The 14,478-nt window shown below is 47.0% G+C and carries 10 protein-coding genes, 2 rRNA genes and 1 other annotated feature; of the genes, 3 read left to right on the forward strand and 9 right to left on the reverse strand.

The features are described from left to right. Positions 1-118: 118 nt before the first annotated feature. The 5 genes from C8268_RS22985 to C8268_RS17835 form a co-directional block, all read right to left on the reverse strand. Positions 119-256, reverse strand: coding sequence for a hypothetical protein (locus tag C8268_RS22985; RefSeq protein WP_199794867.1), 138 nt, complete (start codon positions 254-256; stop codon positions 119-121). A gap of 65 nt (positions 257-321) precedes the next feature. Then, positions 322-2,463: a DNA topoisomerase III gene (locus C8268_RS17820; protein WP_106768909.1), complete on the reverse strand. Its 2,142-nt coding sequence runs from the start codon at positions 2,461-2,463 to the stop codon at positions 322-324. 112 nt (positions 2,464-2,575) lie between these two features. Next, positions 2,576-3,400 carry an MBL fold metallo-hydrolase gene (locus C8268_RS17825; protein ID WP_106768910.1) on the reverse strand — a complete coding sequence of 275 codons (825 nt, stop codon included), beginning with the start codon at positions 3,398-3,400 and terminating at the stop codon, positions 2,576-2,578. Positions 3,401-3,489: 89 nt separating this feature from the next. After that, positions 3,490-4,218, reverse strand: a complete 729-nt coding sequence (locus tag C8268_RS17830; RefSeq protein ID WP_106768911.1) for an acyl-[acyl-carrier-protein] thioesterase — start codon at positions 4,216-4,218, stop codon at positions 3,490-3,492. 209 nt (positions 4,219-4,427) lie between these two features. Beyond that, entirely contained in the window at positions 4,428-5,126 is a 699-nt protein-coding gene (locus C8268_RS17835; protein WP_106768912.1) for an N-acetylmannosamine-6-phosphate 2-epimerase, read from the reverse strand. A 287-nt stretch (positions 5,127-5,413) separates the two neighbouring features. Between C8268_RS17835 and C8268_RS17840 the strand changes: the two genes are divergently transcribed. Beyond that, positions 5,414-5,671, forward strand: coding sequence for a GlsB/YeaQ/YmgE family stress response membrane protein (locus C8268_RS17840; RefSeq protein WP_106768913.1), 258 nt, complete (start codon positions 5,414-5,416; stop codon positions 5,669-5,671). Positions 5,672-7,211: 1,540 nt separating this feature from the next. On the opposite strand, the gene C8268_RS17850 is transcribed toward C8268_RS17840, so the two are convergent. The 4 genes from C8268_RS17850 to C8268_RS17865 all read right to left on the reverse strand — a co-directional run bounded on the left by C8268_RS17850 (position 7,212) and on the right by C8268_RS17865 (position 12,102). Then, the gene (locus C8268_RS17850) at positions 7,212-8,195 is read right to left on the reverse strand and encodes a ketoacyl-ACP synthase III (RefSeq protein WP_106768914.1); all 984 of its coding nucleotides are present in this window, start codon (positions 8,193-8,195) and stop codon (positions 7,212-7,214) included. A 187-nt stretch (positions 8,196-8,382) separates the two neighbouring features. Then, positions 8,383-8,499: ribosomal RNA gene (rrf, locus tag C8268_RS17855) — 5S ribosomal RNA — on the reverse strand. A gap of 235 nt (positions 8,500-8,734) precedes the next feature. Further along, positions 8,735-9,696, reverse strand: a sequence feature (23S ribosomal RNA rRNA prediction is too short). A gap of 135 nt (positions 9,697-9,831) precedes the next feature. Then, positions 9,832-11,326: ribosomal RNA gene (locus C8268_RS17860) — 16S ribosomal RNA — on the reverse strand. A 428-nt stretch (positions 11,327-11,754) separates the two neighbouring features. Continuing rightward, positions 11,755-12,102: a hypothetical protein gene (locus C8268_RS17865; RefSeq protein WP_106768915.1), complete on the reverse strand. Its 348-nt coding sequence runs from the start codon at positions 12,100-12,102 to the stop codon at positions 11,755-11,757. A 524-nt stretch (positions 12,103-12,626) separates the two neighbouring features. Here C8268_RS17865 and C8268_RS17870 point away from each other — a divergent pair. Together C8268_RS17870 and aceB are read left to right on the forward strand one after the other, a co-directional pair. Continuing rightward, positions 12,627-12,857, forward strand: coding sequence for a DnaJ-like cysteine-rich domain-containing protein (locus tag C8268_RS17870; RefSeq protein ID WP_106768916.1), 231 nt, complete (start codon positions 12,627-12,629; stop codon positions 12,855-12,857). Between the two features lie 6 nt (positions 12,858-12,863). Further along, entirely contained in the window at positions 12,864-14,471 is a 1,608-nt protein-coding gene (aceB, locus tag C8268_RS17875) for a malate synthase A (protein WP_106768917.1), read from the forward strand. Positions 14,472-14,478: the final 7 nt, after the last annotated feature.

Raw genomic sequence — 14,478 nt, forward strand, 5'->3', positions numbered from 1 at the left:
GACATGTAAGCGAACACAATGATGTTATTTATCTACTATAAAACGCCAAAAGCCCGCAAAAATAAAAACCATATCTCTTTTGCGGGCAGCCAAAAACGAACTACATTCGCTGGACAGTTTAAGATTCCTGTTTAGAAATTTCGTTCAAACTGGGAACATAGTCCTCAGCTTTTTTGGGCTTAAGCGTCTTACTTTCTTCCATAATGCTCGATTTGTTCTGCTGATTTTCGCTTTTTCTCGGTTTGTGATGTGGCACGGCATATCACCTCCTGTTCGTAGAATGAACCATTCTTCAACAGGTTATGCCTTACTCATCGTTGTTTAATCCGATTTGCTTTTCTCCATAGCTGCCTTCAGTAAATCTCCCAGATTAGAGCCGATGGACTCCTGCTTTCCGTATTTCTGTAAAAGCTTTCGTTCCTCACGCTTGTTTACATGCTTGCTGTCCTTTTTCAACGTTTCGGTAATGCCGCACGCCAGACATTGAACGTACGCTCCGGCTTTGCCTTCCTTCAGTTCCATTTTCTTATGACACTGCGGGCAGCGGCGGTTGGACAAACGCTTCTCTGCTGATCGTCTGTATCCGCAATCTTCCGTTGGGCATACCAAAAACTTGCCGCGCTTGCTTTTCTTCTCCAGCAGTCTTGTCCCGCAATCCGGACAGCTGCTGACCGATACATTATGAGGCTTATATTCTGCTTTACTACCTTTCACACCGGAAACCAGCTCCTTGGTCATATCCCGAATTCCGCGCAAGAACGGCTCCGCTTTGCCTTGGCCTTTCGCAATTCGCTCCAAATCGGCTTCCCACTTTGCTGTAAGCTGCGGAGTTCTCAATGCAGGTGCAACCAATTCGATCAGTTGCTTCCCTTTTCCGGTTGGATGCAGCAATGGTCCCTGTCGTTCAATGGTGTCGGAGCTGACAAGCTTCTCAATGATATCTGCACGTGTCGCTGGCGTTCCCAGTCCGTGCTTTTCCATCTGAGATAACAGCGCTGCTTCCGTATACCGTTTCGGCGGTTGAGTTCGGCCCGATTTCATGATGCAGCGGCGAACCGTTACCTGCTCCCCTTCAGAAAGCTCCGGCAGCAGACGTCCGGATTGTTCTTTACTGCCTTCAACATCATAGCTGTCGTCCTCATCATCATCCTCATAATTACCGCCATACACTTCACGCCAGCCGCTGTCTTTCACAGTCGTTCCCTTTGCGTAAAAGTTTTCTCCCTCAATCTGAACGGTTACCGAAACAGCATCATACTTGGCTGGAGGATAGAACAGACTGATAAACCGCCGGACAATCAGATCATAGAGCTTTCGTTCCTCCGTGCTCAATTTATTGAGCAGCACCGTTTCCTCCGTCGGAATGATGGCGTGGTGGTCAGTAACCTTGCTGTCATCGACCACCCTCTTGCCTGGCGACAGATTTTTGCGAATAAGCGGACGCGCAAGCGATGCATACGGACCCACTGCAACGCTTTCGAGCCGTTCTCTCAGCGTGGAGACCATATCAGAAGTCAGGTACCTACTGTCGGTACGCGGGTAAGTCACCAGCTTATGCTGTTCATAGAGCTTTTGCAGCACGTTTGATGTTTGTTTTGCTGAAAATCCAAAACGCCGGTTCGCATCCCGCTGCAGCTCGGTCAAATCGTACGCAAGCGGATGAGGCTCGGATTTTTCGCTCTTTTTCACACGGATAATACGACCGGGGCGGCCTTCCACCTTCTGTTTAAGCTTCTCGGCTTGGCTCTTGTCAAAGAGGCGCCCATCTCCGTTTGCAGGACGCCAGGAAGCCTCAAAGTTGCCCAAATCTACACTGATAGTATCGTACTCTTGAGAGCGGAAACCTGTAATCTCCTTCTCCCGCTCCATAATCATCCCGAGTGTCGGTGTCTGTACACGTCCTGCTGACAGCTGAGCGTTAAATTTGCATGTTAAAGCACGGGTGACGTTAAGGCCCACCATCCAGTCCGCTTCGGCCCGGCAACGTGCAGATTCATACAGTCGATCGAACTGACTTCCCGGCTTAAGTGCAGCAAATCCTTCCTTGATTGCCTTGTCTGTCTGGGATGAAATCCAGAGACGCTTAAACGGCTTGTTCCATTTCGCCATATTTAAAATCCAACGAGCAAGCAGTTCTCCTTCACGGGCGGCATCTGTCGCCACGATCACTTCCCCGATGTCTTTTCGCTTGAGAAGAGACTGAACTGCCCTGTATTGATGGTTCGTTTCCCGGAGCACCTTCAGCTTCATTTTGTCTGGAAGAATCGGCAAATCCTCCAGCGCCCACGTTTGGTATTTATGATCATAATCCTCAGGCTCAGCCAGTCCCACCAGATGTCCTAGCGCCCAGGTTACCACATATTTGGGGCCTTCAAAATAACTCTTGTGCTTCTCGCGGCTCCCCATGACTCGTGCAATTTCTCTAGCTACAGACGGCTTCTCCGCCAAAACTAATGCTTTCATAGCCCTCCCCTTTCTCTACTATACTATTATACCCTCACGCGCTTTTAACGACAAAAAGCTACTAAAAAAGGCCATCCAGAACTTTCTGGCTGACCTCCCGTTATATATTACTCTAATGATCTCGTTCCTTCTCTACATAGCGTCCTTGATCAGGAATGGCCAGACGGTCAAAATCCCGTGCGAGTCTCTGCAGCGAATCAGACAGCTCATCACCCGACATGGAAACGCCATGCCCTGTTATCGCAATCCGGGGACGAAGCGTAGCAAGCCGGCGTACGGATTCACGAGCAGCATCCCAATCCGGGGTAAAATAAGCCGGGGGACCGTGAAGCTCCTTTTCTTGTGCAATCACAGCCAAGGCTGACTCCTGCTTTACGGTAATGATCGCATCACCTGCAATCAACACACCATCCTGCTTGCGATACAAAGATACATGCCCCGGACTGTGGCCCGGTGTCGGAATCCAGCGCCATTCAGGAAGACCTGGAATCGTACCATCCTCCGGAAGCACATGGATTCGATCGCCCAGGTCGATTCCCTTATGAGGATACATCGGAGCAACACGAGCCATCAGACCACCTCCGACAGAAGGATCGCCCACCGGATAATCCGCTTTACCATTCAGATACGGAAGCTCCAATGAATGTGCATAAATCGGAACATTCCAGCGCTCCATCAGTTCCTTCGCATTGCCAACATGGTCAAAATGTCCATGAGTCAACACAATACATTTCGGGGGACGGCCAAATCTGTCATGTGCCGTCTTCACAATGGAATCAGCAAACATCCCAAGACCGGTATCTACAAGAACCCAATCCCCACCTGAAGGTGACCCGACCATCTGGACATTTACAATGGCCGTGCGAAGAGAAAGAATATCAGATGTGACATCCTCCGTCTTTACTGCACCTGTTTTAAGCATGTTATGTTCGTTCATGATCTCTACCTCCATTCCAGCATGAATTACCCTCGTATTAATATACCCGAATGCTGAAATTTCAAAGGAGGAATGAAAAAGGATTTAATCTATTTTAATACGATCGCCGCTTCAAAAAATTTCGTTCCTTCAGCAGATAGCCCCTGCAGATAAATGGTGTTATTTTCACCGTAAGAACGCTTTACCAGCATCTCTTCATTCATTCTTGCTTCATGAAGATATGTAATTTTAAAATCGACTGCGTTCTTTGCAAGCTCTTCTGTCGTTAACGCATCCCAACATAAATCAGCATACCGCGCATTGTTTAAGTGACCGTTGCTGTCGATTCCGCTATATCTGACTGTATAAGAATAAGCGTCTTCTAATAATATCCCATCGGGGATAACCGTTTTATCCAGCAATTCGCCTACCGATTCCGTGTGGACAGGCACATCATAAGGAAAAGCAGACGGTCTCATGATTTTTCGTTTTTGTATATCTACGAGAGCCCATACGGAACGAGCTGTGCCGATATCCTCACCAACATGATTTTTAAAGCGATAATCACGGTACCAAAGCGCCCCTTTTGTACCTCTGCTCCACGTGCTTATCTCAATCGTATCGGAGTAGTACGGGAGATCATTCATTTCAACTTCCAATGTGATAAGCATCCACCCCATGCCATGCTCCACCAACTGCTCTCTGCTGACGCCTAATGCTTCAATATGACTATCTGCCGCACGCTGCATAAAACTAAGAAGTGATGAGAAGCGAATAACGGATTGAAAGTCAACGTCGTCTGATTGAATGGTAATGGTCTCTGTCCATTTTGCTGTCATTATGCAAGAACTCTCCTTTTCCTGTGTAACAGGCAGTTGAATTTATAGTAAATAAAAAGCACACTCTCTATCCATCATAAACAATAACCAGACTGTTATCAAAGACGAATAATACAATAAAAACAATATAAAAAGCTGATGTAAAAAATGGCTTCTGCATCCTTCGCAAGACTTTAAAACCATTTCTAACGATCAGCTTCTATCTTAATTTAAGACTGAATATGTTTCACGAATCTTTCAGTTATTTGCTGCGGCCTCGTAATAGCACCTCCCACAACTACACAGTATACGCCAATATCCAGACAACGCTTTGCCATTTCAGGTGTAAGCACATTTCCCTCTGCTACCACTGGTGTCTTAACCGCACGGACCATTTGTTTAAGCAGTTCAAAATCATTATCAAAGATTTTCTGACCCAAAGTGGACTCTGTATAACCGATTAATGTCGTTCCAATCAGGTCAAATCCAAGCGACTCTGCCTTTACAGCTTCTTCTACTGTTGAAATATCAGCCATCAAAAGCTGTTCCGGGTATTTAACCTTTATTCTTTGAATCAAATTTGAAAGCTCAAGGCCATCAGGACGGGTTGCCAAGGTGGCATCCATAGCGATAATATCTGAATCTGCCTCAACCAGCTCTTCAATTTCTTTCATCGTCGGTGTGATATACACTTTTGAATCCGGATAATTCCGTTTTACAATTCCAATGACCGGGAGGTCCACTTGTGCTTTAATCTCCTTAATATCTTCAGCCGTATTGGCCCGTATTCCTACTGCACCACCCATACGAGCCGCTACAGCCATTCTCCCCATAATAAAAGAGCTGTGAAGTGGTTCATCCTCCAGTGCCTGACAGGAAACTACAAGACCATTTCTTAAACCAAGCGCTTCTAAACGCATATCATTCATATTTGAGACACTCCCATATACTCTCCATAGTAAAAGCTTCTTAACAAACATATATAAACTTCATTTTAGGAAAACAACTCCACTATTAATATATATTATGAAAGTTATTTCCGTCAAATTTATTTAATCCCTTTTACCTTCCTGAAAAACAAATTTAAAAACAATGCATATTATAAAAGGTGGGTGAAATTGACTGGACTGATTTTCAAGCCATTTCGGTTTAAAAATCACTCCTTTGGTTAATAGTAAAGCACAAACAAATAAATCATTTACGAGGTGAAGATGAAATGGAATTTCTTTGGTCGTTAATTGTTGGCGGTATTATTGGTTGGATCGCCGGACTGATTATGGGGCGCGATATTCCGGGTGGAATCATCGGTAACATTATTGCCGGTTTTATCGGTGCATGGCTTGGTGGATTGCTGCTTGGAGCTTGGGGTCCAGAAATTGGAAACTTCTACATTGTTCCGGCTTTAATTGGAGCCGTCGTGCTCGTGTTCATCGTTAGCCTTATTATGGGCTCCATGAATAAAAATCGTTCCTGATTCAGATAACGTGAAAAGCTTGAAACGATCATTCATGTAAAATCCCCCCACGACGGAACTTGGATTGACGCTTCTTAATCAATAAAGTGCAACAAAAACCGCACAAATTGAACTGCACCCCAATGGTTAGACACCATCTAACATTGGAGGTGCAGTTTTTTATTACATTAAAAAAACGATTGCACTAACTAGAGATATAACCATCATCAATAAGGAAATAACATGTTGTTGTGAGCTTCGAATATATTTCCATTCAAAGATAGATCGGACACCGAATAATAAAACAAGTAATACGCCACTCCCAACATGACGATGATGAGGTTCTTGAACAAAAAGAAAGAACAAAGTTACCACAATAACCCAAATCACGATGAACCACCTGTATGGGATACAACCATCTGTATGCGATATCTTTTCATCGTTTTTCCTGATGATTTTATCCAAAACAAATTGGATCACAGCTAGAATAAAAAGTACAATAGCAAGGACCGAAACAGGGTCCGAATACATAAACATCACCCACTTCATTTTCCATTTCTGCTCAACTATACTATACACTAGAAAATTTTTCATGCATCAAGAAACATATGTATCAAATACCTACCTTTGATGAAATACTCGCGCCGCCGAATCCTCAAATTTGGTTATTTGGGAGGCAGGTGACTGATTTCGTTTCTCGTGAAACAAATGAAATGCAGGTCCATTTTATGTTGTTTAGTACAAAAAGCACAACTTCAATTTGCTTCTGTTATCTCTTAATTCCTTACCGATCCATAGGAGATCCCGCAAACAAAACGCGAAAAATCGTACGTGAAACTGAAACTTATTCAAAAAAAGCCGGATTTGAAACCAAGTGATTCGGATTGTGATGAGAGGTTTGAGGAGATAATATAGAAAACGGTGAACTAAAAGACAAAATTTCCGGACAAAAGCAGGTTTCTGGTATCGATCAATTGAATGTGCCATCAGAATAACGACGGCGTAGTTTTTCGTTAGATGACGAACATGCGACGAGGTACAAACGGTCATGATGTTAGCTGACGATGAATAATGACGGGATGACAACGGAGGAAAGGAAAGGCGGGTTATGGATACTTAACGCACGTATTCTCTTATAGATATAGCTGAGCGGTTAGGAAAGCCGCGAACAATGCATGCTGATTGGTCGCATCAATTTCGAGTTTTGCCGACCGTAACAGCTTGCTGAAGACATTGATCAACTCAAACAAGCTGTCGGTATGCTGGCAGAACAACTCTAAATATTGACGGAGAATGGCGGAACACGAGCGGGAGATTGCTGTCACGACCGAAAGCTTTCTGAGAGAATCCAAGATGTATCGGATAGTCTTCGTGATGAGATCCGTGAGAGCCAAGGGCAAACCAACGAGCAAATCCGCAAAGGTCAGCAGGAAACAAAGAAGAAGCTAAATAAGATCCTTTCGCGCGATAATTCACACGGAAGGCAGCGTCGATACTTCAAAGAAATAACTTCGTCGAACTTTATCAATAGCGGCGATTTTTTTTGGAGACAGGTATATATTTAAATAGACCAATCAATGATCGAACTAGCATAAGTCATTCCTCCGCCAAAACCATAAAGCATGACGCAATCCCCTGATTTGAGACGACCCTCATCAATGGCCAGCTGAAGAGCTAAAGGAATGGAAGCTGCTGATGTATTCCCTCGATATTCGACACTGGTTAGAGTTCTCTCCAAAGGGATTGGCCCTCGCTCACAAATCGCTTCGATCATTCGCAAATTTGCGCTATGCGGAACAAACCAGTTTATCTCATCTGCAAGCATACTTGCCTTGTTCAAAAGCGCCCGCATACCATCTGGAATATTTCTTACAGCCCATTTGTAAATTTCTCGTCCATTCTGAACAAGACAGCCGCTTTTTAGGTCTTGTCCATCCATTTTTTCCGAGAGTGCTGTTTTATATAGATGGATTCCTCCTTCACCGAAAGTTCCCGATAAAGAAGCTATAAAGCCTGAGTGGTTTTCGTCCCGCTCAACCAATACGGCTCCTGCTCCATCACCAAATAGCACACATGTTGTCCGATCGGTGTAGTCTGTAATTTTCGACAGCGTCTCTGCTCCGATAACTAACACTTTACGGTATATTCCACTTGAAACTAAACCATCAGCCATTTGCAGAGCATATACGAACCCTGCACAGGCAGCATTAAGATCCAAAGCTCCAGTACTTTTAATGCCTAATTTAGATTGAACTCTGGAAGCTGTGCTTGGAAAAGTGTACTCCGGTGTGCTTGTGGCTACCAGAATCATTTCAACATCAATAACATCCACACCATAACGGTGTATCATATCTTTTACCGCACCAATCGCTAAATCCGATACATATTGTTCCGGTTCTGCAATGCGGCGTTCTCTCATGCCTGTACGTTGTACAATCCATTCATCGCTGGTATCTACAAGCTTCTCCAAATCCGCATTGGAGAGTACCTTTTCAGGGACATAGGTCCCTATGGCAGTAATTCTGGATTTTGATTGAGTAGTCATTCGTGCACACCTCCATTTTTCTGTCTTTATTATATCACCAAGTCTTAGTACTTGATACTAATAATCATTAAAAATCAAAATAGATTAGGTGTAATACAGCAATATCATAAATTCTGTATTTCTCTGAACTGTTCCTCGCCTCAAAAAAACCACTATCGATGATCGATAGTGGTTTCATTGGTTGTTCGCTTGGCAACGTCCTACTCTTCCGGGACCCTTCGGTCCAAGTACCATCGGCGCTGGAAGGCTTAACGGTCGTGTTCGGGATGGGAACGCGTGGAACCCTTCCGCCATCGTCACCAAACAGGATTTTTGCGCTGCTTTTGCTTTCGTGATCTCTCACCAGCAAAATATCCAGCCTCAATAAAGACCTGCAGCTTCAAATCATTTCAGGAATTTTGCTCCCTGAAAACTAGATACGAAACTATTTGCGTTATTAGAATCCGTAGCATTTCCCTTCAGATCATAAGATCTTTCCGGGCCCCGCCAAAGTATTCGGAATCAGCTTCAAAGCTTCTCTTCACTTTGGTGGGTTTCTTTTGGATAAGCCCTCGACCGATTAGTATTGGTCAGCTCCATGCATTGCTGCACTTCCACCTCCAACCTATCTACCTCGTCGTCTTCAAGGGGTCTTACGTATTGGGAAATCTCATCTTGAGGGGGGCTTCACGCTTAGATGCTTTCAGCGCTTATCCCGTCCGTACGTAGCTACCCAGCTGTGCTCCTGGCGGAACAACTGGTACACCAGCGGTACGTCCATCCCGGTCCTCTCGTACTAAGGACAGCTCCTCTCAAATTTCCTACGCCCACGACAGATAGGGACCGAACTGTCTCACGACGTTCTGAACCCAGCTCGCGTACCGCTTTAATGGGCGAACAGCCCAACCCTTGGGACCTACTTCAGCCCCAGGATGCGATGAGCCGACATCGAGGTGCCAAACCTCCCCGTCGATGTGGACTCTTGGGGGAGATAAGCCTGTTATCCCCAGGGTAGCTTTTATCCGTTGAGCGATGGCCCTTCCATGCGGTACCACCGGATCACTAAGCCCGACTTTCGTCCCTGCTCGACTTGTAGGTCTCGCAGTCAAGCTCCCTTCTGCCTTTGCACTCTTCGAATGATTTCCAACCATTCTGAGGGAACCTTGGGGCGCCTCCGTTACTCTTTAGGAGGCGACCGCCCCAGTCAAACTGCCTACCAGACACTGTCCCCGTACCGGATCACGGCACTAGGTTAGAACCTAGATACGATCAGGGTGGTATCCCAACGGCGCCTCCACAGAAGCTTGCGCTCCTGTTTCCTAGGCTCCCACCTATCCTGTACAGATCGTACCCAAATCCAATATCAAGCTGCAGTAAAGCTCCATGGGGTCTTTCCGTCTTGTCGNATGACACAAGTCAGCTAAAAGGATATTTCTAATTCGCAAATTCGTTTCGTTATCTAGTTTTCAAGGATCAAAAGCAGTTCCATCGAAACTGCGACTGTGCGAATTTCGGTCCATCCCTATGGGCGTATGAAATTCAAACACATTCTTTTTGAGAGTTGAACTCTCAAAACTGACCAACGAGTGAGTTGATCGGCGACCTTGCGGTCAGCCTATATTTGAATGTTCTCGTTGCAGAGAACGATTCTCCATAGAAAGGAGGTGATCCAGCCGCACCTNGGAGTGCATTTGGTCATCCTTGATTTCATCTCAAGTCTGACAAAAATGAACACTTGGGCCCTCACTACCTCAAAGAAGCAGTGAAGTCGATTCAAGCCATAGCTTCGGTGGTGTGTTTAGCCCCGTTACATNTAGGCGAGTTGCAGCCTGCAATCCGAACTGAGACTGGCTTTTTAGGATTGGCTCCACCTCGCGGCTTCGCTTCCCGTTGTACCAGCCATTGTAGTACGTGTGTAGCCCAGGGCATAAGGGGCATGATGATTTGACGTCATCCCCACCTTCCTCCGGTTTGTCACCGGCAGTCACCTTAGAGTGCCCAGCCTTACCTGCTGGCAACTAAGATCAAGGGTTGCGCTCGTTGCGGGACTTAACCCAACATCTCACGACACGAGCTGACGACAACCATGCACCACCTGTCTCCTCTGTCCCGAAGGAAAGGTACATCTCTGTACCGGTCAGAGGGATGTCAAGACCTGGTAAGGTTCTTCGCGTTGCTTCGAATTAAACCACATACTCCACTGCTTGTGCGGGTCCCCGTCAATTCCTTTGAGTTTCAGTCTTGCGACCGTACTCCCCAGGCGGAATGCTTAATGTGTTTACTTCGGCACCAAGGGTATCGAAACCCCTAACACCTAGCATTCATCGTTTACGGCGTGGACTACCAGGGTATCTAATCCTGTTTGCTACCCACGCTTTCGCGCCTCAGCGTCAGTTACAGCCCAGAGAGTCGCCTTCGCCACTGGTGTTCCTCCACATATCTACGCATTTCACCGCTACACGTGGAATTCCACTCTCCTCTTCTGCACTCAAGCTCCCCAGTTTCCAGTGCGACCCGAAGTTGAGCCTCGGGTTTAAACACCAGACTTAAAGAGCCGCCTGCGCGCGCTTTACGCCCAATAATTCCGGACAACGCTTGCCCCCTACGTATTACCGCGGCTGCTGGCACGTAGTTAGCCGGGGCTTTCTTCTCAGGTACCGTCACCTCAGGAGCAGTTACTCTCCTAAGCGTTCTTCCCTGGCAACAGAGCTTTACGATCCGAAAACCTTCATCACTCACGCGGCGTTGCTCCGTCAGACTTGCGTCCATTGCGGAAGATTCCCTACTGCTGCCTCCCGTAGGAGTCTGGGCCGTGTCTCAGTCCCAGTGTGGCCGTTCACCCTCTCAGGTCGGCTACGCATCGTCGCCTTGGTGAGCCGTTACCTCACCAACTAGCTAATGCGCCGTAGGCCCATCCTCAAGTGGCAGATTGCTCCGCCTTTTATTATTCCGCCATGCAGCGAAATAAATTATCCGGTATTAGCCACCGTTTCCGGTAGTTATCCCAGTCTTCAGGGCAGGTTGCCTACGTATTACTCACCCGTCCGCCGCTAAGTTTTTAAAGTGCAAGCACCTTAAAAACTCCGCTCGACTTGCATGTATTAGGCACGCCGCCAGCGTTCGTCCTGAGCCAGGATCAAACTCTCCAATAAAGAAGAGCGATTAAGCTCATTATAGAAAAACTGACGAGAATTTTACTTCTCTATGATCTTGCTAATACAAGATCGGTTTAACTCACTCGTTGTTCAGTTTTCAAAGATCAACTTCTTAAATGTTACCGGCGAAACTCGTTCGCAACAGCAACTTTTATAATATACCACACTCTCTCGAAACATTCAAGCCTTTTTTTGAATTTATTTTTTTGAAATTCATTTCAACTTGCTTGTTTCTAATCGTGTATCAGCCGTATCTCTCGGCCGGAAATATAATATAACATGAAGCCCAACTAAATTGCAACTATTTTTTTATCGACCCATTATCGTCCTCTATTATCAATCCCCATTAGTGTGATGAAAATGACCAAGAGTTCCAGGCTCAAGTACAGTTTGCAGCAGATTCACCAGGAAAAACACGTTGCTGCTCAACCAAACGATTGTATAAGACCGCAGTCACGGACGAAATTACCACCAGACAGCCAAACAGCAAGGACGCTGCGGATATCGCCAAATTTGCTTGCAGCAAAGTAATCATGTCTGCGCCCCGCTTCTGGATAAATCTCTTTAATCTTTTCGATTACGCCTCTATCCGGACATTGGATATCAGGGCGCGATCGAAGAATGCACCTTCGATAAGTACTTGACGATACTGCCCCAATAAAAAGGCCGACGAATTTGCCGTGCTTTTCCAACGGCGAGCGGTACTCGATTATAAGCTTTGCCGCTTCCGGCAGCGGCGTGCCCGTGCGCACGAGATAACCGCTAGGCTTCATAACATCTTGACCACCTTACCTTCTTCACTATCGTATTGAATCAGTACGTTATAAATCAACACAATGTGCCTTGCAGCAACTGGGCACGATCCGCGGTTAGAAGTGAGTCGGCCTTGCGCCGTTCCATCATCTGATCGCTTCCGCCAAGCCGCGAGGATGGCAACGCGGTAATCGGGCCACCATTAGTTCCTTTCGACGGATCTCGTACGCGAGAACCGTTATATACAGTTGTATTAGCCTAAATTTCCTAAGCGTTCGATATAACACAAATCGGATTTTGGGAGCTACTTCCGCTTGAAACCAATCCCCGCAAAAACGCCGCGCACATTGAAGGTTGTCTTCATTATGCGCAATCGACAAGTTTTTATCGTTAATCGTCAGAAATTGTCGCCCACTCCGCTTACACAAAAAATTAATGGAAGAATTTTAAAAAAAGGGCTTTTCAATTTTTAAAGTTCTGTTATAATACAGTTCAAACTGTTGCATAACAGTAAATCATCAATTATTTTTGGAGGCGATTTAGAATGGACTGCTACTATTGCCATGGCAACGGGGAAATGGAATGCATGGAGTGCAACGGAAAAGGTAGCCATGAAAGCAGTGGCAAATGCCGCAAGTGCCAAGGTCACGGCAATACGCTATGCTTGCGCTGCAACGGCAGCGGAAGCTTGGACTATGCGTTCGACGAGAAGGACTCGATTGCGAATATTTTGCAATCGGTCTATTTAAACCCAAGCTTCAGTCGAGGGAGGTAACGAATGATGACAATCACATCCACACGCGATTACAACGATATCGTCGTACTTGGTCCGGTGTCAGAGCCGTTCGCGGATATTTTGACGCCCGAAGCGCTCGCCTTTCTCGGCAAGCTGCACGAACGCTTCGATCCTCGCAGACGTCAGTTGCTCACCGCCCGTGAGCAACGGCAACGCCGCCTGGATGCGGGCGAACTGCCGGACTTCCCGCCGGAGACGGAGGCAATCCGTAATGGCGACTGGACGATCGCTCCAGTGCCAGCCGATCTGCAGGATCGCCGGGTGGAGATTACCGGCCCGTCCGGTGATGCAAAGATGGTCATCAATGCGCTCAATTCGGGCGCCAAATGCTTTATGGCCGATTTCGAGGATGCGAACTCCCCGACCTGGGAAAACACAATCCAAGGCCAGATCAACATGCGCGACGCCATCCGGCGCACCATATCCTTCACAAGCCCGGAAGGCAAAGCTTACAGCTTGAATGAACGAACGGCAGTACTACTTGTCCGCCCCCGGGGCTGGCATCTGGAGGAAAAACATATCCGCATCGGCGATGAGAACGCCTCCGGTAGCCTTGTCGACTTCGGCCTTTACTTCTACCACAATGCCCACGCACTCATCAAAAACGGTTCAGGCCCTTATTTTTACTTGCCAAAGTTGGAAAACCACGTTGAAGCGCGGTTGTGGAACGACGTCTTCGTGTTTGCCCAACAGGAATTGGGCATCCCTCAAGGAACGATTAAAGCAACTGTGCTTATCGAGACGATTTTGGCTACTTTTGAAGCCGATGAAATTCTGTACGAATTACGGGAACATAGCGCCGGCTTGAACTGCGGACGATGGGATTACATCTTCAGCTTTATCAAGCGGCTGAACGGCCACCCCCATGCGCTGCTCCCCGACCGCTCGCAAGTGACGATGACAGTTCCATTCATGCGAGCCTACACGCAGCATGTCATCCGTACCTGCCACAAGCGCGGCGCCCACGCCATGGGCGGCATGGCGGCCCAGATTCCAATCAGGAACGACGCCGACGCCAACTCGATGGCGATGGAGAAAGTGCGGGCCGACAAACTGCGCGAAGTAAATGACGGCCACGACGGCACATGGGTCGCCCATCCGGGACTCGTACCTGTGGCGATGAAGGTATTCGACGAACGGATAACCGGCCCGAACCAACTACACAACAAGCGCGAGGATGTTAACGTGACGGCCAAGGAACTGCTGGCGATTCCGGAAGGAACGATTACCGAACAAGGACTGCGGACGAACATTATCGTCGGTCTACAATATATCGAAGCATGGCTTCGTGGGTACGGTGCAGTACCACTCTTCAACCTGATGGAGGATGCGGCCACAGCGGAAATTTCCCGCACTCAGGTATGGCAATGGATTCGCCACCCGGAAGGGCGGCTTACGGATGGCACCGACATTACGCTGGAGCTCGTTCTGAAGCTGACGGAAGAAGAGTTGGCGTCGATTGAAGCCCAGCTTGGCAAGGAAGTGTTCGCAAGTCGCAAATTCACGGACGCGAAGCGGTTGTTTACGGATTTGATAAGCGAAGAGACATGCAGCGAATTTTTGACGATGAAGGGTTATGAACTGTTAGGATAAAAATTAT

The organism is Paenibacillus faecalis, assembly GCF_900289175.1.
GTDB lineage: Bacteria > Bacillota > Bacilli > Paenibacillales > Paenibacillaceae > Paenibacillus_AQ > Paenibacillus_AQ faecalis.